Raw genomic sequence first — 20238 nt, forward strand, 5'->3', positions numbered from 1 at the left:
AAATGAGAAAGGCCGCCACCAGGGCAACCTCGTTGAATCAGCGTGTGCCGGGCAGCGGTTGCTGATCGTGCTCGGCTAGCGCGCGCCGGAACAGGCGAAGCTGATCGCCTGGATGCCCGGCGGCGTACTCCCGGTAGATGCGGTCCCACTCCGCCGCGTGCGGCGACAGTTCGAACCGCTGGCCCCGGAAGACAGGGATGATCGCGCAGTGGCAGTCGTTGTGGAACTTCACCACCGACGCGTCGCCAGAGAACCGGTCGTTCGCGTCGCGACCAGCAGACTCGGCCGTCTTGTAGATCATTCCGCGGGAAGCCATGAGCTTGCAGAAGAAGCAGCCACCAAGGGCTGCCGCCCGCGCATACCCCACCGCGCCACGGTCCTGCTGCACCGCCTGACGCAGCGTCTGCCGACCCTGATCGGTCACGAGCCGTTGAGCAGCCTGCTCGGCCTTCACCTGGGCTGCCGCCATCCGTTCTTCGAGCGGCCGGCTCTGCACTTCCGTGGCCACATCTGCATCCCGCGGCCACAAGTCCTTCGTCGCCCACCGCATCGACTGGTCGACCTGATCGTCCGGAGGCGAGTCAGCGAGCGGCACCGTGAAGCTGCCAGGCGCCCCGGCCGCCTCACGCTGAGCATCGTAGAAGTCCGCAGCGGCAGAGGCGGCGGTCTGGCCGTACTGATCGACCAGCACCCGCACCGCATCGACCCAAGCCGGCACACTGTCCTTCAGTCGAGAAGCAATGATCAGTCGCCGAATTTTCCGCATGTCCCTGAGCAGAAGACGTGTCAGGCCGCGTTGGACAGCCCGCTGCCGGGCCGCCGCCGGGGTGTCATCCGAGAGTGTCGCCACCGTCGGCCCCCAGCGTCAGTCCTCCCGGCGCCGCCGCCCCCTCGGCACCGAGCGCGGCAAGATGATCCAGTACGGCGGAGCTGGTCTGCCGGCCCGCGCTTCGACGCCGGTCCGCAGCCACGCGCTGCCGCTGGCCCTCGGTTAGCCCAGCCATTTCCAGGGCCACGTCCGAGTCGGGTGGCAGGATGTTCGCCTGCACGAGCTTGACCACGGCATCCGTCTGAGCGGCGATCGTCGGCGTGGCAGGGTTCCGCCACACGCACTCGATGCGCCGCCCCTTGTCCGGCGGCTCGCCGTCCCGCACCCACAGGGCGAGGCGCATGGCCTGCTGCCAGGCGGCACCGAATCGGCGGCTCCGTCGCTCGGCGCGCTTGACGAGCTTCGCTTCCGTGGACCGGATCGCGTCTGCGCTGGCGGGGTTGTCCGTCGTGTAGCCGAGCATGTGCGGCGGCAGGCCGAACTGCGAGGCCATGATCCGCGCATACAGGTCAATGATCTTCGTCTGGCCGGAAGGGTCATGGGCAGGGAACTGCCCGACGGTCGGCACATTGCCGTCCTCATCCCGCTCCAACGCGAGAACGCGGCCGATGTACGTCTCCCACGCGCTCTTGGTGTTGCCCTCAGCGTCCTGGAACGCAGACTCACTCGCACCCAGGATGTAGCGAGCCGGCGCCCCGAAGAACTCAGACGCGACCTCAATGCCCATCAACCGCCGGCATGCCGCATCGGTGATGCTCATGACGTCCGGGGTGATCTCGCTCTTGCCGACGCGGTCTGCCGTCCGCTGGCGATTCGCCATCCTGACCACCGGCACAACACCAAGCTGGTGAATGTCCCGGTCCACAACCTCCCAGCCGCCCGACGCGGTCGGCACCGCGTGAATCGTCTGATCCGGCAGGTACAGCACCAGCATCCGGTCATCGCCGCCAGCGTCATACAGGTCGCCGGCCGCGCACTCACGCAGAGCCGCGGTACCCATCCGCAGGCGGGCATCCCACATCAGCGTCATGTCCAGAGGGGACTCGATGCTGATCAGCGGCGGGCAATCCTCGCCGCAGTCCCCCGAGCCGACAGCCAGATACTCGCGACCGTAGGTCAGGGCATCCAGATGCGCCAGGCTCGACTCGTCCAGCAGGTCGTTCGCGTCGACGATCTCCTGCAGGTCAGACGAGTCCGAACCGTCAGCCCAACGCAGCGCCTCCAGATCAAGGCGCTCCTCCAGCGACTCCACACCGATCCGCGGCCAACCGATGACCGTATGCAGGCCCTTCAGCTGCGGCGGGATCGAGATGCCCAGATCGCGCACCAGCTGCTCGCCGTTGAAATAGGCGTCGCGGAGCTGGAGCCGCCACCGGTCCGACAGCATGTCCTGCCGCAGCACCTGGATCAATGCCAACTCGCCATCCGACAAATTCAGCAGAGGCAGCTCGGGGATGGACAGGGTCATCGCAACACCACCACCCTCCCCTTGCCCGGCGTCTTCTTCTTCGGCCTCTTCGGCGAGTTGAGGATCATGCGACGGAGCATTCGGGCCCCGATCGCGCACACCGCAAGGTCGATCTTCCTGGCAGACTCACGGTGCTCCTTGCCGATCGTGATGCCCCAACGGTTGGTGCGCCGTCGGGCGTTGATCACATGGGTGCGCAGCACCTTGTGCCCGTCGTGGACGAGTGTCCGCTCCAGGACATCCGCATGAGTGCGCTTCACTGCGTCCGTGAACGTCTCTTGGTTGCGGGGATCGCGCATGTCCCAGCGGACCGCGTGCGCCTTCGGGCCGGACAGGACGGAACGGAGCGCCAGCTTCGGCCCCCACGTCTGACCCCACGTGTCGATGTACGTGTCCCAATACATCTCGCCGTCGTCATCGTCCTGGCCAGAGCCTGGGTCAGCGAAAAACGCCAGCACCTTGAACCGGGCGAACGCGCCCTCGACGACGCCATGGACCTCGTCACGCGGCACCCGGTAGGGCACGAAGCCCGGAGTGTTCGGCGCCGGCCAGTTCGCCGGCTTCTGCCACACGCCGAGGGCGGACACCAGACCGTCCGACATCCGGCAGGCCGCCAGGCCCGTCGCGTCGTCGCTCTTGGAGCCGTCGAAAAAGAGGACAACCTCGTCGCCGTCGGTGAGCGTCAGATCCTCGCGCTTGCAGGCATCCCACTCGTAGCGGGCCATCCATGCGTCCTCAGCTGCGGCGATCTGGTTGTACCAGAAGCGGCGCGACCGGGACGGCGGGTTACGGACGTCCAAGATCGACGCCTTCAGCCGGCCGATGTCCAGCCACGTGGAGTCCCCGCGGACCGCACGAAGTGTCGGTTCGATCCACGCCTCCGTCAGCTTCGCCTCAGGCGGCGCCTCCAGCGTGTCGTAGAACAAGCCCGTATCGGCAGCTCGACCGGCCTCCGCCGCCTCGTAGGCGTCCCGAGTCCGTTCAGCCACCGAGTCTTCACCCGGCTCGAACGCATTCGTGTCCGCCAACGTCCGGGACTGCCCGTCCGCCGACTTCGTGGCGTTGCGCTCGATCACGGCCGCCATCTCGTGGCCCGAGTTCGACTCCAGCCAGTGGTGCGTCTCGCCCATCGACGTGAATGTCGGCCGGCCACCCTCAAGGGCGCGCGGCGACGACGTCACAGCCTCAGTGCGGGCCCGCCCCTTATCGGCGTAGATGATCTCCTTGCCGAGGTCGATGCGGTACTCCTCGATCGCACGCTTCGAGAAGATCAGCGGGAAGAGCGTCATCGTGTTCCGGGTCTGATCCTGCGACACCGCAGCGATCTGCACCCACGCCGCCGGATGCTGAATCCCCAGCGGCTGGCCCGGCGTGACACCCCACTCGTTGCCCTCGTCCGCGACCCGATCGAAACGACACGGCCCCACGAACTCGAACGCCGCCCACGTTGCCTTCAAGGGATCCTTGCCGTGGCCCTTCAGTCGTTGAATCACGCCGTCGCGCCACAAGAAGCGGTTCGTCGCCGGATCCATGGCGTACCACCACAGCGTCAACCGGGCCTGCTCGGGCGTGTACTGCCACGGCTTGCCGACGTAGTGCTGCAGATACGTCTTCGTCCAGGCGAGACATTGCCAGCCGAGCGTGTACTCCGGCAGGACGAACTTGCCGTCCGGGCCACGCTTCCACGTAGGGCCCAAGGTGAAGGGCTCGACGACGTCGGGGGCCTGCTCGTCAGCCTCCTGCGATGTCACGGTACGAATCCAGCGGGCTCACCGATGCCAGCTTGGGACCGTCGGGCTTCTTCCGCTCCAACTCCATGCGCGCCCGCCGGCGATCGCCCTCGGTCGTCAGCAGAGACGACATCACCGAGTTGAGGGCGGCAACGAGCTGGCCGTTCGGGCCGCGCTCTGAGCAGTCCAGCACTCGCGACATCAGCTCTGCGGCGTACCGGGCCACAGCCCAGTCCGACGGCTCGTAGAAGGCGGCCTGCCCGGACTCGCGCAAGGACATGTACCAGTCCGTGGCGATCGGATCCCACTGCGCACTCGGCTCAGGCAGGTCCGGAAGTCCTTCCGGTTGCCCCGATGGAGCCTGGATCAGTTCAGGGCCGTCATCCTTGTTACGGCGACGGCGTTCCTCGGAACGCTTCGGGATAGGTCCGTGCGCGCCCATGACGACCTCCAGGGTCAGAGCACGCCACCAGGGCGCGCGAAGGGCTGGAAACGACAACGCCCCGCCAGGGACGCCGCCGGGGCGTCAGAGCGAGGCGACCAAACCGGCTGCGTCAGGCAGCTCGGCAAGACTGAGAGGCGTACCCGGCACCCGGTCGCCCACGATCATGTACCGGCGGTCCGAGTACACCTCAACCGCCAACTCCCCCCGCCGGATCCGCCGGCCGTGCGGCACGGCGCCCCGGAACCACAGGTGCAGGCCGGTTCCGGACCGGCCGCGCTCCATGTACGTCGGCGGCAGCTGGTCCACGATCGCCTGCGCCCACGGCAGCACGCGACCGTCCTCGACCGCGTGGTCCAGGTCGAGGACGACGATGCCGTCGCCGGCCGTCAGGACGAAGCCGATGCCGTCGCCGGTGCGGGACGCCGCAACCGCGGGGAAGTCCGACCAGGATGATGGGTCCTTCACCGAGGCGAAGCGCCCATCGGTGCGCAGCGGCACCTTGTCCTTATGCCGCACCCAGCGAGGACGCGACGTCAACTCGGCCGGGACTCTGGCCTGCTGGTCCACCCGCACCCGGGCGCGCTCCGCCTTACAACGTGCCCGGTAGGCAGCCTGCCTGCACGGTGACGAGCAGTACTGCGCATCGGCCCTGGCGGCGGCCGGCATGGGGCCGGAGCATCGCTCGCAGGTGAGACGCAGAGTCGTGGACATGAGGCAAGCCTACCCGGTGTGCGTTACGGCTACAGGCTGTTGACCTGCATAGTTACCCGTTCGGTACGAGCGGCTCCCGAGGAGCTGGCCGCGCGGTGGCTGACATTGCCGCAGGTCAGGGGCCTTGGGAACCCGTACACGGGGTCAGGTGCTATACGGCCCCGATGGCCAAAAGATCATGATCATGGGATATTCCCCCAGGTGATCATGGTTATTTGATCAAGGAAAAGTTGATTTGGATCATGAAATTTCAAGCCCTATGAATCTTGATCTCCAAGATCGCTTAGCCTTTTCGATCACCACTCGACGATCTTCATCTGCCGAACTCTCAAGAACCTTGATCAGCAGTAATCGATCAAGCTCGACGATCGCAACTCACGCACAAGATGACCATGACCGCGTTGGCCTGCCTGCCCAGCCGGCACCGCACCCCATGCCCCGCCCACCCGGGTGGGGCGGCAGGTGGGGCACGCCCTGCCCTACCGCCTGCGCCTGCCTCCACCCCTCAGCGCCTTGGCGTGCTGCGAGGTGGTGGTGTCTGTGGCCTGCATGTGCCTCAGCTGGCAGTAGCCCTTGGCCCTCGGTCCCATGAACTTGGACACGGCTCGGACGCAGCGCTTCCAGTCGCCCGGCGTTCCCCATCTGATCTTGGCCGCGCCGGCTCCAGTACTCCAGTAGTTGCGGAGGGTCTGGGCGTTGCCGCCTCGACCACCGCCCTTGCTGCCTCGTCCCTTGCTGGCCACGTGGATCACTCCTGGGTGGGCTGGTCTTCGTCTGGGTCGATGCGGGTGATGGTGGCGCCGCTGTCTGCGGGGATGGCCATGCAGGGGCCGTGCTGGTCGGAGAGGACTGCCCAACCGTGGTCGAAGGAGAGGGTGAGCTCGGGGTCCTCGACGAGAACGTCTTCGCCTTTCCCCTTGGGGTGGACGACGAGGTAGGCGGGCATCGGGTCACCTCAGTGCTGGTATACGCGCCGGATGAGCTGCCCGCTCCATGTGCGCAGTTCCGTGGTATCGGCGGCGCAGTTCTTGACGAGGCAGACGGGATTCGGGCGGATGCCGCGCTCACTCTGGCGCTTGCCCATGCCGAGTTCGCGTTCGAGCTGCGCTATGCACTGGTAGTCCGGGCGTTGTGGGCTGGTCGCCATTGGTCCCCCCGTCTAGAGGAGTCCTGGGTGTTGCTCGGGTGGCCGCTTCCGTCCGGGCATTTTTCGCTTGGCGGCGTGGCCTTCGGCACTGCTCTTGTAGCGGTGGCAGTGCGGGGGTACGCGGTCGTGGGCCCAGTCGAGGTTGTCGAGGCTGTGGTCGTCGCCGGGGTTCTTGTGGTCGAGGTAGTCGCCGCCGGGCCGTCCGCATAGGTGGCAGATGTGTTCGGGGTTGCGTGCGTGCGCGGCGGGCCGGAGTTCACTGCGCCAGTTCGCGGGCAGCCGCCGCCATCGCGAGCTGCCTTGCCAGCCGCCGCTCATCAGTCGTCTCCGACTGCCCGGTAGTGGCCTTCGGTGAGTTCGAGGGCGCTGTGGAGGAGGCCCTTCTGGTTGATCCAGTCGGTGCTGTCGGTGGTGCCGATGGACATGGCGATGGTGCCGTCGGCCTGCAGAACCTTGAGGAGGACGATGCAGTCGGTGACCATGTCTTCGTCGTCGAGGTCTGCGGTGACGCCAAGGGCGTCGACGGTCTGTCCGATCCTGTGGTCAGCCATGGCGCGGGCCTTCCGGGTGGGGTGTCAGGTGTTGAGCGCCCGCTGTATGCCCTCTTCGAGGGTGACGCGGGGCTGGTAGAAGTCGAGCATCCGTGTGGGGTCGCAGACGCGGTGGTGGACGCCTTGGGGTGCGGTTGCCAGGTACTTGAGCTGCGGCGTGTAGCCGGCTTGTTTGGCGACGAGGTGGGCGAGTTCGTTGAAGCTGGTGGCCCGGCCCCAGCCGAGGTTGATCGGCCCAGTGATGCCCCATTCAACGGCCGCGATGGTGGCGCCGACGAGGTCGTCGATGTGGATCCAGTCGCGGGTGCTGTCGCCGCTGCCCCAGATCTCGAAGGGGTCCTGCCGCCGCTTCGCCCGCTGGATGAAGGCGGGGAACGGGTAGCAGTCGGCCTGGTCTTCGCCGTAGCCGGAGAACGGCCGGAGCACGGTCATCTGGATGCCTTCGGCTGCCGCGTACTGGCAGAGCTGCTCGCCGGTGAGCTTGGCGAGTCCGTAGGTGGCGTCGGGCTGGCCAGGGTTGGCGTAGTCGATGTCGGTCTCGGCGAGCCGGTGGATCTCGCCGGGCTCTTGGAGTGCGACCGGATATGCCGCAGATGAGCTGAAGAACACGGCGCGCGGAGTACCGGTGCGGACCAGCCACCGCATGTACCAGGCGTCGAGTGCGAGGTTGGTGGCGACGCCGAGGGGGCTGCCGTCGATGCTGGCCCGGCCGCCGACGATTGCCGCCGCGTGGATGGCGAGGTCGTAGTGGGTGTCGTCCTCGCGGAAGAAGTCGAGGGCGTCGCATTCGTATACGCCCGGCGTGGGCTCCAGATCGATGGCCGTGACATCGTCGCCTCGGGCGCGGAGCGCTTGGTGCAGGTGACGGCCGACGAACCCGGATGCTCCGGTGAGGAGAACACGCATGGCGCCTCCTCAGCGCTTGAACAGCACGGGCAGAGCGATCTTCAGGTGCTTCAGTCGTGACCAGCGGGCTTCGGGCTCAGCTCGGCAGTCCATGTTCAGGACGCATCCTCGGAAGAATCGCCACCGGCAGCGAATCAGGTTCGGGAGATTGCGCAGCTTGGGGAACCACCCCGGGCGCTTGCCTGTGCCGTGGCACTGGGGGCAGGTGACGAAGTGCCATCCGTCGGCGGCGTGCGACTCGGCTTCTGCCTGATTCCAGAGGGCGATCAGTGCAGGATCCATCTCGTCCTTGGGCTTGCAGATCGTGCGCCCTTGCTTCTTGAGTTCCGTGTTGACCGTCGGGCTGTCCATGAAAACGGGTACGACTCCGACGCCTTCGCACTGTCCTCGGCAGACGGTCAGGAGGCTGGGCGGTTGCATGCCGAGGGCTTCGTACCGGTCGGTGAATTGGGTGTTCATGTTGCCTCCCGAGATGGCGGAAGCCCCGGAGCTCGGGGCCTCCGGGGCTTCCTTCCTGCGGGGATCAACCGCAGGCGTTCTGGGTGGTGCGGGGTCAGATGGCCTTTACGGCCCGGTAGACGCCCCACGGCAGTTCGCTGTCGATGGGCTCCAGGCCGATCCGGGCGCAGGCGTCGGTCTGCTGCTGGCGGGTCCAGGTGGTGACGCCGATCCAGCTGTCGGCCTCTGCGGGCTGGTCGCTGACGGGCCAGTCGAGGACGAGGATCCCGCCGAGCTTGGTGGCTGCTCGGAGTGCGGTGATGATGTCGAGGCAGTCGATGTAGCTGTGGTGGATCAGGACGGCGAGGCTGTAGACGGCGTCCATGCGTCGGCGGCCGAGGTGTCTGGCGATGCCGTCGGCTGCGGCGTGCACGGTGGTGAGGTCGGGGGCGCGTTCGGTGAGCCGGTCGAGCATCTTCTGGGAGGCGTCGACGGCGGTGATCTCGTATCCGTGCTCGGCCATGGGGATGGCGACGCGGCCGTCGCCGCAGCCGAAGTCGAGCACCTTCGCCCCGTCGGGGATGACGGTGGCGAGCATCTCCGCCTGGGCCTGCCCGGACTCCCAGTACGCGTCCTCGGACACGCGGCGGAGCGGGTGGATCGCTTCAGGGTCGGCCTGGTCCCAGGCCTGGATGACAGTTTCGGCGGTCACGTCTGCCTCCTAGAGCCACATCACGGCGGCAGCGTTGATCGCGAGGTGGATCGCATTGTCGGCGATGATCATCAGCCAGACGGTCAGCCATGCAGGCGCCTCGCCCGGGTAGCCCGTTGCCGAGCACTCCGCCCAGGGCTTTCGGTACGCCTTCGGGGCAACGAGATTTTTGGCCCAAACGACGTGCCGCGCCAGCCGGTAGTGATCGATGAGCGCGTGCGTGATGACGATGGCAGCCAGCGCGATCGGCGAACGCGTAACGAGCAGGTAGGGCAACCCATAGGTCAGAGCGTGTGCCCAGGCAGGCCACCAGTGCTTTGTCTTCTCGCTAGCCATCCAGTGGGACTGGATCAGGTAGTCGCCGACAAGATGTGCGAGCAGAAGCCCAAAGGCCGTCGCCCCAGTCACGCTGCCCCCTCGACGAGCTTCCACAGTTTGGCCAGGTCGGCTTCGAGTCCGCCGTTGTCCCGGTAGTTGTAGTAGGCGGCGCTGTCGGCGGAGACCTGCTCGCTGCTGTTGCATTCCTCGTAGCCGGCGTCGACCTCGGCCTTGCCGTTGGCGGGGTGAAGGTGCTCGATGACCATGTCGTCGAGGTAGGTGATGCGCTTCATGCCCGTCCCCCAGTCGAGCCAGACAAGGTCGAGGCAGAGGTGCACCAGGCAGTCGGGCGCCATGAACCCCAGCGCGCTGACGATGTCCGCGGTCATCGCTACCGCGGTCGGCATCCGCTCCCCCATGAGGAGGTCGTTGCCGTAGACGATGCCGGGTCCGCCGCTCAGGCATTCGCGGATGCGGGCATCCCACGGCATGGCAGCGGGGCGGGGCCGGTGGTCGTCGCCCATGAACGCGAGGTAGCGGTACTGCTTGGCCGCCTTCACTGCCTGCTGGTTGAGGGTGCCGCAGAGGCGGCGCCGCTTGCCGAACGTGAACCGGATCCGCCCGTCGCCCTTCAGCTCGGCGGCGTGCTGCTTGTATTCGGCGAGTTCGGGGTCGTCGGTGTCGACGGCGAACAGCAGGTCGGCGGTGGCGCCGGTCTGGTTCCAGGCGTCGACGATGGCGGGCACGGCCTGGGGCCGGCCGCGGGTGGGGATGATGACGAGCAGGTCGTCGGCCATGGCGCGGGCTCCGTGGGTTAGGCGCGTTGGATGCTGATGGTGGGCGTCCCGGCCGAGATGACCTTGACGACGGTGCTGCCGGCGGTGGGTGGCTGTACGGTGACCGCCCCGATCGCCGCGGGCATGACGCGGGTGCTGGCGCCGCCGACGGTCGGGATGCGGCCGTCGACGGTGAAGTAGAGGGCGGCCCCGCCATCCATCGACACGATGGTGACCTCGTCGAGGTCTTCGGAGAACGTCGTCGTCTCGACGGTGTTGGCGACGAGGGTGATTGCGTGGGCTCCGAGGTCGCCCTTTGCGACGGTGTGCGTGGCCATGTCGCCTCCTATGCGGGCATGAGGGCGGTGATGGCCGCGGCGATTCGGCGGGCGAGCCCGATGTGTCCGGTGTCGGTGGGATGCACGCCGTCGGAGCTGATCCAGGTGTCCGCGATGCCTGTACCCGTCGTCGCGAGCACCTTGCCGGTGCCCGTGATCCACGGCCCCTGGGTGGTCACGAGGGCGCCCGAGGCGTCGTAGCAGGAGCCCGTGATCGGGCTGATGAACGGCAACCCGGCGGCGGCGGCCTGGGTCCGCAGGGTGGCATCAGTGTTCGTGATGCTGCCGGCCGGGGAACCGGTGGGTGACCAGCAGCCGATGACGTACATCTGGCACGCGGGCAGAGCGCTCTTCAGCGCGCTGTAGAGGCTGGCCGCCGCAGCGGCGATCGCGGACTGGCTGCCCGTGTTGTCGTTGAAACCGCCCCAGATGATCAGCCTATCCGGGGCGTAGGGGACGATGTCCAGCGCGATGCGGTCTTGGAACACCGCGTAGACAGGGCTGGTCCCAGGGCTGATGTAGCCGGTACCGCCGCGGCCCTGCTCCCAGGCGTCCGTGCTGCCCAGCAGCCGGGCCGCGCGGGCGAACCACGTGCCGGCCCCGCCACCGACGTTGCCCGCGGAGCCGTCGGAGATGCTGTCGCCAAGGACCATGAGCCGGCCACCCCGAAGAGGCACCTGCCAAATGCCGGCGCCGGGCGGGAGGTAGACGCCGCCAAAGGGGACGTTCGCAAAGTCGATGCGTACCCGGCGGGTGGCCGCCGAACCGAGGTCGATGGTCAGCAGGTGCCCGTTGCCGGTGGTCCCGATCCCTGACACCGCGGACATCAGCTGGATGAGGTCGGTGACCTTGCGTCCGTCGATGCTGAGCCGGAAGCCACTGGCCGTCGTCGACATGTACTTGAACCGCACCTGCAGCAGCTGAGTGTCGGTGCCGAACTCGATGCTCCAGATGGACTGGCCGCTGCTGTATGTGTTCGGGTACTTGCTGGTCGGGAGCACGTAGTTAGTGTCGGGCGAGGAGGCGCCGATGGTGAACGCTCCGGCGCCGGCGTACTGGAACGGGCCGGTCGAGTCACTGCCGGTGAGCGTGACGCCGGCCGGGGCGTACTTGAGGTAGCCGGTGGTCGGGGTGGTGGTCTGGGTGGCGGTGATGGTGGGTGTGGTGCCGGCGTAGAGGGAGTCGGCCAGGGCCTGGTCGGGCATGTCCCGGCGGCGCCAGGTGGTGGTGGAGAGGGCGCCAATGGCCGCGGGGGTGATGGGGTCGCTACTGCCGGTGGCGTGGCTTGCGGCGTGTGCGGTGGGGGTGCGGGAGTTGCTGAATCGGGTGTCGTCGCCGGCGGCGAGGGTGCCGTTGGTGGTGCCGATGCTGCGGGTTGCGGCGTTGCCGAGTCCGAGGTTGGTGCGGGCGTTGGTGGGGTTGGTGAGGCTGGCGAGGTTGTCGGCTTTGACGAGGGCGGTGTTTTCGACGGTGGTGACGCGGGCGGCGAGGGCGTCGCTGGCTGCGGTCGAGGTGCCGTAGAAGGCGTAGTTGGCCATGCCGCCCCCGTTCTTGTCGCTGGATGTTGTGGGTCCGCCCGGCTGTGACGAGGCAGTCGGGCGGACCGGGGGCCGAGCGCTGGGGCGCTTCAAGGTCCCCTGCCTGCCCCCACTTGGCAGGCGTTGGTCCTCGCGGGCGGGAGCGGGCCGCCACAGCCGCTCGACCGGGCCCCGCGAGGGTCTTAGGCGGCGTTGGCCGCGGGGATGGACGTGATGGGCGGTGCGGGTCCGTGTTCGACAACGTGGCCGTTCTCGTCACGTTTGGCTGCGGGGAGTTCCCACACGTCGTAGCGGATGCCGTTGCGTCGCTGGCTGTGGTCTTCGTGTCGGGTGATGCGGCCTTCGATTCCCCAGCGCCGGATTGTGGAGGCGGGGCGCCCGGTCCAGTAGGCGGCGAGGTCTTCGGTGACGAGGTGGAGTTCAGGCATGTTCACCCCCGGCATGCGAAAGGGGTCACCCAGTGGTGGGTGACCCCTTCGACGCAGCTAGATCGATCGAATCAGACGATAAGCTCATTTTGGTTCTACGGTCAAGTACTTCTCTGTCTCCGCGCGAGGTCGCTCACGCTGCTGCTCCTGTCTCGTTGGCGGCTTCCTGTGCTCGGCGAAGGTCGCGCCATGCAGCCATGTCGGACCATTCGGTGCCGCAGGTGCCGCATTGGATGCGGGGTGATCCGGCGCTGGCGGTGAGCTGATTGCCGCAGGCTTTGCCGGACTCGTCGGCCACGGGGCAGAGTCCGACGTTGACGCGGCCGGGGCGTCGTTCGCCGGTGAGGGCGGCGTCGCATTCGACGTGGAGGCGGCGGATGTCGTCGATGTCTTGGTCTATGGAGTCGTAGGCGTCGGCGGCCCACGGCAGGTTGTTGATCAGGAACCGGGTGTGCTCGGGTACGGCTTCCGCGGGCGATCCACGCCAGGGGGCGACGGTCCAGCCGAGGGCAGCGCGCCAGGAGTCTTCGATGTCGCGGAGCCGTGTGGCCACTCCCCCTGCGGCAACGAGGGACAGCACTTCGAGGCGGGGCGGGATGGGCGGCACCCGCGATCCGGAGGTGGCGGCACCGACCTTGCGGGCGCCGCGCATGAGGCTCGCCGTGGTGTTGAGCTGCCGGAAGAGGCTGGGCAGTTCAGCGAGGCGCTTGACTGTCTTGTCTTCGCAGGGTCGACAGGCTTGTCGGCCGGCTTCGCTCACCCAGAGTTCGTGTCCGCAGGCCATGCACGTGGGCCAGGAATAGTCGGCGGCGGTGTCGTTCACGGTGGGCTCCTCGTGGCAGCGCGTGGGTCTGAGGGGCTAGGCGTTACACACAGTGTGCATTGGGGTCCCGACAATCCTGGATGCGCGATCGGGTTGTCGACCTGTCGGCATGTCGCGAAATGCCCGCAACTGGGGCTGCTGGCAGTCACAATGAGCGCATGGCGACTGTTTTCACAGTGCTGGCGGATACGGAGGCCGACGCGACCGCGGATTTGTCCCGCCTCTGCCGGCTGCTGGGCCTGCAGCCGTTGGGCGCCCCGTCGGTGATCCTGGGCCGGGGCCGGTGGCTGGCCCGCGCTGTGCCCGCTGAACGGCCGGCGGAGGTCGAGCAGTCGGCCTGACTCCCATCTCGCGCATGCGAGCGCCCCGACCCGGTAGTCGAGTCGAGGCGCAGCGGCGGCCGGCGGAGCTATGCCGTCGGGGCGTGCTTGAGGCTGGGGCAGTCGAGGCTGTGGACGGTGCGGCCGCAGGTGCACCGGCTGTTGGCGGCGGCGGAGAGCTGGTCGACGCGGCGGCGGGGCGCGTTGTCGTGCCAGGGGAACGGGTCGATGAAGCCCGCGGCCTTGTGCACGCGAATGGCGGCGGACTCAGGGGCGTTGGGGCTGGGATATACCCGGCCGCCGTCGAGGGAGGCGAGCAGCCGGGCGCTGTGGTGCTCGCATCCGGTGGCGCCGGCGCCCTCGGCGTCGAGGACGGTCACGGCATCGCGCGGCCCGTCGTCGCACGGGGTCTTGTCGTCGGGGTGGTTGGCGGCGCAGCGGGCGGTGTCGGTCAACTGGGCGCGAGCCGGTCGGCGTAGTCCTGCGCGGTAACGCCGAACACGTCGGCGACGCCCATCGCCAGGTTGGCGGCGCTCACGTCGGCAGGGTCGGGCCTGCCGTTGTCCAGCTGGTCGAAGACCTTGCTGAGGGCCTGGGCTGCGGTGTCGGCGGCGTCGTCCTTGAGGTTCACGCGGGGTTCCTTTCGTGGTTCAGCGGGTGGTGGCGTGGGTGAGGGCGGGCCAGAGCTGGTTGTCCCGGCCCCATTCGGTGTCGATGAGGGCGAGGAAGGTGGCGGTACGCAGTTCGTGGAGGGCGTGTCTGCCGATGCCAGGCCATTCGGTGGCGATGAGTCGGCGGTGGCCGATGTGGTGGCCTACGCCGGTGCGGCATTCGCCGTCCGCCTCGGTGATCGGGACGTATTCGCGTGACCGGGAGCCGGGCTGGTGTGTGATGACGGTGATGCCCTGCCGCTTGGCGGCAGCCTTGATGTGTTCGAGGAGGGCCGTGTCAGTGATCCAGCCCTCCACCCAGGCCCGCTGGCGCCACATGCGGCCGTCGTATCCACGGGTGGGGGTCAGACCGGGCTGGGAGTTGGTGGTGACGTAGCCGGCGCGGCAGGCGGCTGCCAGGGTGGGAATGAGGTGCCGGGTTTCGTCGTCGGGTCGGGTGTCGCCGTATCCGGGCCAGGTGCGGATACGGCCCTGGAGCCAGTCGGCCATGAGTTGGCCGAGGTCGGCGATGGTGGTGGCGTATTTCCAGGGGTTGGCCATCAGCGCCATTCCCAGGGCTGTCGAGCCTTGGCGGCGCGGTCTGCGGCGTCGGCGAGTTCACGGGCGAGTTGCGCTCGGTCATGAGGCATCAGGCGGTGCCCTGCGGCGACCCGCAGGAGTCCGGCAATATGGGCGGCTTTCGCGGCGGGAACGGTGAACGGATCGCCAGAGCGCTTTCCGAACGCTGGCGCCATCGACCGCCAGTCGCGGGCTGGCAGGACGTATGCGAGGTGTTGGTCGAGTACGGAGATGCTCCTGTACGAGGGGCTGATCAGGCCGTTGGCTTCGGTTCCGTGCGAGATGGTCCAGCCCATGAGGGCTCCCTTCGGTCTGGGGTGGGGTGATGGTGGGGCCCGCCGTGTCGGCTCGGACGGGCCCCGGGGTGGCTAGTCCTGGGTCACGTGGCCGGGGAGTGCATCGCGCACATGCGCGGGGAGCTTGAACGCGTTGCGCACGTAGTCCTTGTCCGACAGTTCGGTGCTGCCTTCCAGCGCGCCTCGGACCCGGTTGGTGTCCATGAGGCTTCCGGCGTCGGCGACGCGCAGCCACAGTTCCTGGATGACGGCGCGCAACTGGCTCACTTCGTCGCGATACTGCTGGATTTCGGATTCGACGCTGGTCGGGGCTCTGTCGGTCATTGGTTTCCTCCTGTTCACTTGCCGGTCGGTCGCGGAGTGTGGTCGTCCTCGCAGTCGGCAGCCCAGCTCTGATGCGTCCAGCACGTTTCGCGGTCGTCGGCGTGCATGCCGGCTTCTTCACGCTGGTTGTCGCGGTCGATTGCGGCGGCGAGCTTCTTGTTCATGTCGGTCCTTTCAGTGGCCAGGGAGTTGCCGTGCGAGGGCTTCGAGGTTGGCGGCCTGCGTTTCGCGGGTGTCCATGAGCTGTTCGTATTCGCGCTGGTCGGTCTTGCTGTGCGGGGTGATGCCGTACTGCTGGCGGAGGTAGGCGATGTGCCGGTCGCGGGCGCCGGGCTGGTTGAGCTGGACGGTGTGCCCCAGCTCGTGGATGAGGGTGCGGTCGAGCTCGCCGAGGTCGCGGTGCATGGCCTCGTTGATGGCGACGAGCGCGCCGTGCGGGGTGAGTGAGGTGGCGGCGCAGGCGTGCCGGGCGTGCCAGTCGCCGATGAGACGGTCGACAGCACGGCGGCGCCAGTTGACGTGGCCGGCGAGGGAGAGGTCGGCGCGCTGCCTGGCGGCGGCTACGCCGCGCCCGTCGGTCAGCAGCACCTCGACGGCGGGGAGTCGGCTGCCGATGCGCTGTGCGGCGAGCTTCCCGGCGTGGTCGCCGATTTCCCGGATGCGGTCCTCGATGCGGCGGGTGTTCCGGCCGCGGCGATCGATGGTGATGTTCACGGGTTCCCTTCAGGTGCTAGCGGAGTTGGGCGCGATGCCAGGCGAGGCAGCGGGCGGCGGCGTACTGCTCGTTGCGGTAGGCGGTGTCGTAGATGGTGTTGAGCGTTTCGCGTGAGAGGCGGGCGACGGCGCGGAGCCAGGCCTCGTCGTCGGCGGTGTGGTCGGCTCGCTCCTTTCCCCAGATCTCTTCGAGCTGCTGGATGAGCTCGAGGTGCATGGCGGGCTTTGCGGTGATTTCCTGCGCGATGGACTGTGCGGCGCTGGCCGCGTGGCTGGCCAGAAGGGCGGTGAGTGACATGGGATTCCTCTCGGTCAGCGGCCAGCGGCGAGGGCGCGGCGCTGGCCTGCGTTGACGAGTTCGATGGCCTGCTCGGGGGTGCGGCAGACGCCCTGGTTCCAGTCGCCGATCAGCGCGTTCCAGCCCCTCCCCCGCAGCTCGGCGAGGACATAGCCGGCGGCCTGGTGGGCTGAGCCGATCGTCCCGACGCCGAGCCCGGCGACGGTGGTGCAGATGGCTCCGCAGATGCAGCGTCTGCCACGTCCGTCGCGGAGGTGGTGGGGCTTGTTCTGCCAACCCCACTTGCGCAGGATTTCGGCTGCGACGGCGAGTTGGGCGCTGGGCTTGTGCGAGAGGTCGGCGCGGGTGCGGTGTGCCCAGTCGGGCAACGCTCGGGCGATCCGGCCGGGGAGCTTCACGTCGATGGCGGGGCGGGTGCCGTGCTGGGGCAGGGAGCGGAGGGCTTCGTCGACGAGCTCGGCAGTGGTCTTGCTGACGAGGTCACGGGAGTAGCCGGCGGTAATGTCGGCCCATGCGTCGCGTTCGGGCGCGGTCAGGGTCGGGACGATGCGCGCGGCGGCCTGGTCGAGGCTTGCCGGGTCGAGGGTTGCTGTGGTCACCTGCTCGTGCTCCTTCATCTGAGGATGGGGCGGGTGGCAGGGGCGCCCGGACGCCTGGCAGCAACTGGGGTGCCCCTGCTGGTTACTTGTTTGTGGCGCGAGCGACGATGGTTCGGCCGCCCTTCAGGTGCAGCCGTCGAGGGCAGGTGACCTTGCGGGGTTGCTGCCGGCGGCCCAGGTCACCGGACCGGCGTCGGGTAGAAGTTGACGATGGTGAACCCCACACCCTTGGGAATCTTCGGCTTGATGGCTTCGATGACGTGGGGCAGCAGGTCGTCACCAGCAGCGACGGAGACGTTGGCCCCGCCGTCGAAGGTCAGCTCCTGACCTGAGCCGACGAGCTTGATGACGATGGCCCACTTCCAACGGTCCTGGTTACTCATGAGTGATCTCTCCTTCGATGCAGGCGGGTGGGGCGCTCAGCGATCCACGACGGGCTTGTCGAGGTCGCGGTGGGTGATGGTGGCGGTGATGCCTTCGTCGGCGAGTGCGGGCTTGAGGGCCATGGCGAAGGCGGCGGCCCTGTGTCGGCCTCCGGCGCATCCGACGGCCACACGGACGGGGCCAGCGCTGGGGCCGCGGGTGAAGGCGACGATCGCGTCGGCTGTGGCCTCGATGAGGGCGGGGATGCCGGGCGTGCTGCGGACTGTCTGGCGGACTGCCGCGTCGTGGGCGGTCATGTAGCGCAGTTCCGGGCTGACGTGCGGGTCCCGGAAGTGGTGGCGGAGGTCGAGGGTGAGGTGCGCGGCCGGCGGGTCGCCGTGCAGGTAGCCGAAGCTGACGAGTTCGACGGTGGGCATCAGGCGTTCACCCGGGCCTTGCCGGTGCCCTTACAGTCGGGGCAGACGACCTTGACGTGTTCGCTGCGGAAGGCGGTGAAGAGGGCGCCGATTCCGGAGCAGTGCCAGCAGAGGCCGCGAGCTCGGGCGGTGTCGGGGTGGAGGGCGCCGTTTTGGGCTTCCCACTGCTGGTCGGTCATTCCGGTTCGGGGGTTCTTGGTGGTCATCGGGGTCTCCTTCAGTGAAGGTACATTCGTGGATCTTTCGGGCATTCGTGGCCGTGATGGTGCCCGTGATGGACCGTGATTGCGCAGGTCAGGCGTGTGATGGTGGGCGTGATGGAGGCGTGATGCATCACGGGCAGATCGGCCCCATCACGCCCCCATCACGGGTGGCATCACGGCCCTGACCTGCGGCATCACGCCCGCCACATCGGCGGATCAGCCCTCTTCGGGCGCCTCTTCGCCAGCCAGCTCGGTGATCGTCGTGAGGTAGTAGCCACGCCCGCCGAGCCACTGCTTGGTCTTCATATCGACCTTGGGGGCGATCACGGCTGCCGTCTCGCGCAGTTCCTTGAGGTAGCGGCGCCGGGCCGCCTCGACCTCCTCGTCCTCCCGCGGCGCCCAGTTCTCCGGCGCGGCGTCGGCGACGTACTCGTACAGCTCCTCCGTCGTCATACGCGCCGGGTCTTCGGCGGCGGTGAACGCAGCCCTGGCGAGTTCGACCACCTCGGGCAGTTGGGCGCGGGGCTGGACGGCGTCAAGGGCATCGAAGTCGACACCGGCCAGGTCCAGGGACTCCGCATCGAACCAGGGTCGGCCAGCGGCGGCGCGCGCGGCGGCCCGCTGCTTGCCCTCCTCGTAAGTCGTGGGGATGAACTTGTGGATGAGGGGGTCGGTGGAGCCGCCGCCCATGATGTATGCCTTGCCGGCGTCTGCCGGGTCCAGGCCCTCGGCGGGGTGCAGCCGGTCGGGGCGCCAGCCGTTGGCTCCGGCTCCGGCGCCGAAGACCTGCACGATGTCTTGGTGCCGCGAAGGGCCGACGATCTTCAGGGCGATGGAGTCGGCGATGGCCGCGCCGATCGAGTCCTTCGTGGCCTCCTGGGCGGCAAGACCGACCTGCACGCGGGACTTGCGGCCGACGCGGAGGATCGCAACGACGAGGGCCTTGGCTCGCTGCGACAGCTGCGGATACTCGTCGATCAGCGTGACGATCGCCGGGTAGCGGGGCGAGGGGATCCAGTTGTCGCCCATGCCGAGCTTGCCGAGGAGCATCGCCCGAGCTTTGGCGATCTTCAGGAGCTTCTCCAGTACCGCCTCGATGATGTGCATCTGGTCGGCTCCCACAACCCGCACCCCGACCGCGGCGGCGAGGGGCTCCAGGCCGTTTCCGCCCGGGTCGAGATCGACGACGATGACGTCTTCGCAGTCGGTGAGGGTGTCACCGATCGTGCGAAACGTCACCGACTTACCGCCACCGGAGCTTGCGATGACGATGAAGTGCTGGCCGAGGAACGTCAGCATGGTGTGCTGCCCATCCATGCGCTTGGCGACCAGGGCCTTGTCGCGCATGGCGAGGCTGTTGGGCTTTCGGGTGGGCAGGGCCGGCATGTCCTCGAACGGGTCGCTTTCGACCAGGCGCAGTACGACCTGGGCGCGCTTCTGCCTCATGGGTTGGCACAGCAGCCCGTCGGTCGGCAGGTCGAGCGGGGTTTCCAGCTCGGGCGCTTTGGCGATCAGGTCGGCGGGAGTGCCCTTCTTGAGCCGGACGGTGATCTCCCAGCCCCAGGGGTAGCGGCGACCGGCCTCGATCGCGGCGACGTTGATGCCTTCGGAGACGAGGGCGCGGCGCACGCACTCGGCGGCCTCGTCGCGGGTGTTGGCGTCGGCGATCGGGAACGGGTCGTCCTCGGCGGGCTCGATGGCGATCAGCCCGCTGGTCGAGTCGGTGAACGGGGCCGCCTCGGCGCCGGGTCGTCCGTGCCACGTGCCGACGGCGTAGGTGCCGACAGCGAGCAGCACGTCGACCCATCCCCCACCGACGACCACCGCGGTGGTGAGTCCGGTGGTGCCGGCGGCGGCCCACCCGCCGGTCTTGATCCAGTGCCAGCGCCTGTGGAGCCGGTACTCGGCGCGACGCTTCTGGACGAGTTCGTGGGCGGCGGTCTCGGCTGCCGTGTCACTGGCCGCCGCCTCCCGCTCCGCCTTCGCGGACTGGATCATCTGAGGGTGGCCGTCCCGTCGAGCTTCCAGCCAGCGCCGGCCGAGGGTGCGGTAGCCGCGAACACTCCAGCCGATGTAGAGCCGGTTCTCGGCGGCGTGCTCTCGGGCGCGGGCGGCGAGCTCCTTGCCGGACTCGATCCATGCGGGCCGCAGGGTCTCGCCCTGGTGCTCGACGACCGCGCCTTCGATGGGCTTTACGAGGCTGAGGTTCGGCCGGTCGCTGGCGGTTTCGGTGCGCATGAATTCCGGGACGTCGAGGTCGTTCTGGGTGTCCGCGGAGGGGGTGTGAATAGCCATTG

Annotated in this window: 33 protein-coding genes; 1 reads left to right on the forward strand and 32 read right to left on the reverse strand. The window is 68.2% G+C overall.

Going from position 1 to position 20238, the window contains the following annotated elements; all coding sequences use genetic code 11:
- Positions 1-37: 37 nt before the first annotated feature.
- The 19 genes from K7396_RS02600 to K7396_RS02690 form a co-directional block, all read right to left on the reverse strand.
- On the reverse strand, positions 38-850 hold the full coding sequence (locus tag K7396_RS02600) for a VG15 protein (protein WP_086718671.1): 813 nt from the start codon (positions 848-850) through the stop codon (positions 38-40).
- Positions 831-2297 carry a phage portal protein gene (locus K7396_RS02605; protein WP_086718672.1) on the reverse strand — a complete coding sequence of 489 codons (1467 nt, stop codon included), beginning with the start codon at positions 2295-2297 and terminating at the stop codon, positions 831-833. The genes K7396_RS02600 and K7396_RS02605 overlap by 20 nt, the downstream gene beginning before the upstream one ends.
- Positions 2294-4048 (reverse strand): terminase, encoded by a 1755-nt coding sequence (locus K7396_RS02610; protein ID WP_086718673.1) that lies wholly within the window; start codon positions 4046-4048, stop codon positions 2294-2296. Before K7396_RS02610 ends, K7396_RS02605 begins: the two co-directional genes overlap by 4 nt.
- Complete coding sequence (locus K7396_RS02615; RefSeq protein WP_107421192.1) at positions 4029-4469, reverse strand: phage terminase small subunit; 441 nt, start codon at positions 4467-4469, stop codon at positions 4029-4031. The genes K7396_RS02610 and K7396_RS02615 overlap by 20 nt, the downstream gene beginning before the upstream one ends.
- Before the next feature lie 84 nt (positions 4470-4553).
- Positions 4554-5138, reverse strand: coding sequence for a bifunctional DNA primase/polymerase (locus K7396_RS02620; RefSeq protein ID WP_208629121.1), 585 nt, complete (start codon positions 5136-5138; stop codon positions 4554-4556).
- A 524-nt stretch (positions 5139-5662) separates the two neighbouring features.
- Complete coding sequence (locus K7396_RS02625) at positions 5663-5926, reverse strand: hypothetical protein (protein WP_223659584.1); 264 nt, start codon at positions 5924-5926, stop codon at positions 5663-5665.
- Positions 5927-5931: 5 nt separating this feature from the next.
- Complete coding sequence (locus K7396_RS02630) at positions 5932-6129, reverse strand: hypothetical protein (protein ID WP_086718677.1); 198 nt, start codon at positions 6127-6129, stop codon at positions 5932-5934.
- 9 nt (positions 6130-6138) lie between these two features.
- The gene (locus K7396_RS02635) at positions 6139-6330 is read right to left on the reverse strand and encodes a hypothetical protein (RefSeq protein WP_086718678.1); all 192 of its coding nucleotides are present in this window, start codon (positions 6328-6330) and stop codon (positions 6139-6141) included.
- 12 nt (positions 6331-6342) lie between these two features.
- Positions 6343-6648 carry a hypothetical protein gene (locus K7396_RS02640; RefSeq protein ID WP_086718679.1) on the reverse strand — a complete coding sequence of 102 codons (306 nt, stop codon included), beginning with the start codon at positions 6646-6648 and terminating at the stop codon, positions 6343-6345.
- A complete protein-coding gene (locus K7396_RS02645) occupies positions 6648-6881 on the reverse strand; it encodes a hypothetical protein (RefSeq protein ID WP_086718680.1) in 234 nt (77 codons plus the stop codon). The genes K7396_RS02640 and K7396_RS02645 overlap by 1 nt, the downstream gene beginning before the upstream one ends.
- Before the next feature lie 24 nt (positions 6882-6905).
- Positions 6906-7787 (reverse strand): NAD-dependent epimerase/dehydratase family protein, encoded by an 882-nt coding sequence (locus K7396_RS02650; RefSeq protein ID WP_086718681.1) that lies wholly within the window; start codon positions 7785-7787, stop codon positions 6906-6908.
- Positions 7788-7796: 9 nt separating this feature from the next.
- Positions 7797-8246 carry a hypothetical protein gene (locus K7396_RS02655; protein ID WP_086718682.1) on the reverse strand — a complete coding sequence of 150 codons (450 nt, stop codon included), beginning with the start codon at positions 8244-8246 and terminating at the stop codon, positions 7797-7799.
- 94 nt (positions 8247-8340) lie between these two features.
- Positions 8341-8937, reverse strand: coding sequence for a class I SAM-dependent methyltransferase (locus tag K7396_RS02660; RefSeq protein WP_086718683.1), 597 nt, complete (start codon positions 8935-8937; stop codon positions 8341-8343).
- A 9-nt stretch (positions 8938-8946) separates the two neighbouring features.
- On the reverse strand, positions 8947-9345 hold the full coding sequence (locus K7396_RS02665; protein ID WP_086718684.1) for a DUF3307 domain-containing protein: 399 nt from the start codon (positions 9343-9345) through the stop codon (positions 8947-8949).
- The gene (locus tag K7396_RS02670; RefSeq protein WP_086718685.1) at positions 9342-10052 is read right to left on the reverse strand and encodes a glycosyltransferase family A protein; all 711 of its coding nucleotides are present in this window, start codon (positions 10050-10052) and stop codon (positions 9342-9344) included. Before K7396_RS02670 ends, K7396_RS02665 begins: the two co-directional genes overlap by 4 nt.
- Positions 10053-10069: 17 nt before the next feature.
- Positions 10070-10369 carry a hypothetical protein gene (locus K7396_RS02675; protein WP_086718686.1) on the reverse strand — a complete coding sequence of 100 codons (300 nt, stop codon included), beginning with the start codon at positions 10367-10369 and terminating at the stop codon, positions 10070-10072.
- Between the two features lie 8 nt (positions 10370-10377).
- Positions 10378-11907, reverse strand: a complete 1530-nt coding sequence (locus K7396_RS02680) for an SGNH/GDSL hydrolase family protein (RefSeq protein WP_086718687.1) — start codon at positions 11905-11907, stop codon at positions 10378-10380.
- A gap of 182 nt (positions 11908-12089) precedes the next feature.
- Complete coding sequence (locus tag K7396_RS02685) at positions 12090-12341, reverse strand: DNA-binding protein (RefSeq protein WP_143589123.1); 252 nt, start codon at positions 12339-12341, stop codon at positions 12090-12092.
- A gap of 127 nt (positions 12342-12468) precedes the next feature.
- Entirely contained in the window at positions 12469-13158 is a 690-nt protein-coding gene (locus K7396_RS02690) for a hypothetical protein (protein ID WP_086718689.1), read from the reverse strand.
- 158 nt (positions 13159-13316) lie between these two features.
- Between K7396_RS02690 and K7396_RS02695 the strand changes: the two genes are divergently transcribed.
- Positions 13317-13499, forward strand: a complete 183-nt coding sequence (locus K7396_RS02695; protein WP_086718690.1) for a hypothetical protein — start codon at positions 13317-13319, stop codon at positions 13497-13499.
- A 68-nt stretch (positions 13500-13567) separates the two neighbouring features.
- On the opposite strand, the gene K7396_RS02700 is transcribed toward K7396_RS02695, so the two are convergent.
- From K7396_RS02700 to K7396_RS02760, 13 genes are all read right to left on the reverse strand, one after another.
- Positions 13568-13933, reverse strand: coding sequence for a hypothetical protein (locus K7396_RS02700; RefSeq protein ID WP_174886810.1), 366 nt, complete (start codon positions 13931-13933; stop codon positions 13568-13570).
- On the reverse strand, positions 13930-14109 hold the full coding sequence (locus tag K7396_RS02705; RefSeq protein WP_086718691.1) for a hypothetical protein: 180 nt from the start codon (positions 14107-14109) through the stop codon (positions 13930-13932). The genes K7396_RS02700 and K7396_RS02705 overlap by 4 nt, the downstream gene beginning before the upstream one ends.
- A gap of 19 nt (positions 14110-14128) precedes the next feature.
- On the reverse strand, positions 14129-14689 hold the full coding sequence (locus K7396_RS02710; protein WP_143589124.1) for a DUF6919 domain-containing protein: 561 nt from the start codon (positions 14687-14689) through the stop codon (positions 14129-14131).
- Entirely contained in the window at positions 14689-15003 is a 315-nt protein-coding gene (locus tag K7396_RS02715) for a DUF7739 domain-containing protein (protein ID WP_143589125.1), read from the reverse strand. The genes K7396_RS02710 and K7396_RS02715 overlap by 1 nt, the downstream gene beginning before the upstream one ends.
- 72 nt (positions 15004-15075) lie before the next feature.
- A complete protein-coding gene (locus K7396_RS02720; RefSeq protein WP_086719321.1) occupies positions 15076-15327 on the reverse strand; it encodes a hypothetical protein in 252 nt (83 codons plus the stop codon).
- A 14-nt stretch (positions 15328-15341) separates the two neighbouring features.
- Entirely contained in the window at positions 15342-15491 is a 150-nt protein-coding gene (locus K7396_RS02725) for a hypothetical protein (protein WP_167392794.1), read from the reverse strand.
- Between the two features lie 10 nt (positions 15492-15501).
- A complete protein-coding gene (locus K7396_RS02730; protein WP_086719320.1) occupies positions 15502-16041 on the reverse strand; it encodes a hypothetical protein in 540 nt (179 codons plus the stop codon).
- A gap of 16 nt (positions 16042-16057) precedes the next feature.
- The gene (locus K7396_RS02735; RefSeq protein ID WP_143589155.1) at positions 16058-16258 is read right to left on the reverse strand and encodes a hypothetical protein; all 201 of its coding nucleotides are present in this window, start codon (positions 16256-16258) and stop codon (positions 16058-16060) included.
- Between the two features lie 95 nt (positions 16259-16353).
- Positions 16354-16938, reverse strand: a complete 585-nt coding sequence (locus tag K7396_RS02740) for a DUF6197 family protein (RefSeq protein ID WP_086719318.1) — start codon at positions 16936-16938, stop codon at positions 16354-16356.
- Positions 16939-17117: 179 nt separating this feature from the next.
- The gene (locus K7396_RS02745; protein WP_086719317.1) at positions 17118-17321 is read right to left on the reverse strand and encodes a hypothetical protein; all 204 of its coding nucleotides are present in this window, start codon (positions 17319-17321) and stop codon (positions 17118-17120) included.
- A gap of 36 nt (positions 17322-17357) precedes the next feature.
- Positions 17358-17738: a RapZ C-terminal domain-containing protein gene (locus tag K7396_RS02750; protein ID WP_086719316.1), complete on the reverse strand. Its 381-nt coding sequence runs from the start codon at positions 17736-17738 to the stop codon at positions 17358-17360.
- Positions 17738-17944: a hypothetical protein gene (locus tag K7396_RS02755; RefSeq protein WP_086719315.1), complete on the reverse strand. Its 207-nt coding sequence runs from the start codon at positions 17942-17944 to the stop codon at positions 17738-17740. The genes K7396_RS02750 and K7396_RS02755 overlap by 1 nt, the downstream gene beginning before the upstream one ends.
- Positions 17945-18157: 213 nt before the next feature.
- Entirely contained in the window at positions 18158-20236 is a 2079-nt protein-coding gene (locus tag K7396_RS02760; protein WP_223659586.1) for a hypothetical protein, read from the reverse strand.
- Between the last annotated feature and the right edge of the window lie 2 nt (positions 20237-20238).

This window comes from Streptomyces angustmyceticus (genome assembly GCF_019933235.1).
GTDB classification, from domain to species: Bacteria; Actinomycetota; Actinomycetes; order Streptomycetales; family Streptomycetaceae; genus Streptomyces; species Streptomyces angustmyceticus.

What these genes read in the sequence shown, in the direction of transcription:
- K7396_RS02605 (WP_086718672.1), bottom strand. Translation starts at nt 2,297, where the DNA reads ATGACCCTGTCCATCCCCGAGCTGCCTCTGCTGAATTTGTCGGATGGC.
- K7396_RS02615 (WP_107421192.1), bottom strand. Translation starts at nt 4,469, where the DNA reads ATGGGCGCGCACGGACCTATCCCGAAGCGTTCCGAGGAACGCCGTCGC.
- K7396_RS02620 (WP_208629121.1), bottom strand. Translation starts at nt 5,138, where the DNA reads ATGCCGGCCGCCGCCAGGGCCGATGCGCAGTACTGCTCGTCACCGTGC.
- K7396_RS02630 (WP_086718677.1), bottom strand. Translation starts at nt 6,129, where the DNA reads ATGCCCGCCTACCTCGTCGTCCACCCCAAGGGGAAAGGCGAAGACGTT.
- K7396_RS02635 (WP_086718678.1), bottom strand. Translation starts at nt 6,330, where the DNA reads ATGGCGACCAGCCCACAACGCCCGGACTACCAGTGCATAGCGCAGCTC.
- K7396_RS02640 (WP_086718679.1), bottom strand. Translation starts at nt 6,648, where the DNA reads ATGAGCGGCGGCTGGCAAGGCAGCTCGCGATGGCGGCGGCTGCCCGCG.
- K7396_RS02645 (WP_086718680.1), bottom strand. Translation starts at nt 6,881, where the DNA reads ATGGCTGACCACAGGATCGGACAGACCGTCGACGCCCTTGGCGTCACC.
- K7396_RS02650 (WP_086718681.1), bottom strand. Translation starts at nt 7,787, where the DNA reads ATGCGTGTTCTCCTCACCGGAGCATCCGGGTTCGTCGGCCGTCACCTG.
- K7396_RS02655 (WP_086718682.1), bottom strand. Translation starts at nt 8,246, where the DNA reads ATGAACACCCAATTCACCGACCGGTACGAAGCCCTCGGCATGCAACCG.
- K7396_RS02670 (WP_086718685.1), bottom strand. Translation starts at nt 10,052, where the DNA reads ATGGCCGACGACCTGCTCGTCATCATCCCCACCCGCGGCCGGCCCCAG.
- K7396_RS02675 (WP_086718686.1), bottom strand. Translation starts at nt 10,369, where the DNA reads ATGGCCACGCACACCGTCGCAAAGGGCGACCTCGGAGCCCACGCAATC.
- K7396_RS02680 (WP_086718687.1), bottom strand. Translation starts at nt 11,907, where the DNA reads ATGGCCAACTACGCCTTCTACGGCACCTCGACCGCAGCCAGCGACGCC.
- K7396_RS02695 (WP_086718690.1), top strand. Translation starts at nt 13,317, where the DNA reads ATGGCGACTGTTTTCACAGTGCTGGCGGATACGGAGGCCGACGCGACC.
- K7396_RS02710 (WP_143589124.1), bottom strand. Translation starts at nt 14,689, where the DNA reads ATGGCCAACCCCTGGAAATACGCCACCACCATCGCCGACCTCGGCCAA.
- K7396_RS02715 (WP_143589125.1), bottom strand. Translation starts at nt 15,003, where the DNA reads ATGGGCTGGACCATCTCGCACGGAACCGAAGCCAACGGCCTGATCAGC.
- K7396_RS02720 (WP_086719321.1), bottom strand. Translation starts at nt 15,327, where the DNA reads ATGACCGACAGAGCCCCGACCAGCGTCGAATCCGAAATCCAGCAGTAT.
- K7396_RS02725 (WP_167392794.1), bottom strand. Translation starts at nt 15,491, where the DNA reads ATGAACAAGAAGCTCGCCGCCGCAATCGACCGCGACAACCAGCGTGAA.
- K7396_RS02735 (WP_143589155.1), bottom strand. Translation starts at nt 16,258, where the DNA reads ATGCACCTCGAGCTCATCCAGCAGCTCGAAGAGATCTGGGGAAAGGAG.
- K7396_RS02745 (WP_086719317.1), bottom strand. Translation starts at nt 17,321, where the DNA reads ATGAGTAACCAGGACCGTTGGAAGTGGGCCATCGTCATCAAGCTCGTC.
- K7396_RS02750 (WP_086719316.1), bottom strand. Translation starts at nt 17,738, where the DNA reads ATGCCCACCGTCGAACTCGTCAGCTTCGGCTACCTGCACGGCGACCCG.
- K7396_RS02755 (WP_086719315.1), bottom strand. Translation starts at nt 17,944, where the DNA reads ATGACCACCAAGAACCCCCGAACCGGAATGACCGACCAGCAGTGGGAA.
- K7396_RS02760 (WP_223659586.1), bottom strand. Translation starts at nt 20,236, where the DNA reads ATGGCTATTCACACCCCCTCCGCGGACACCCAGAACGACCTCGACGTC.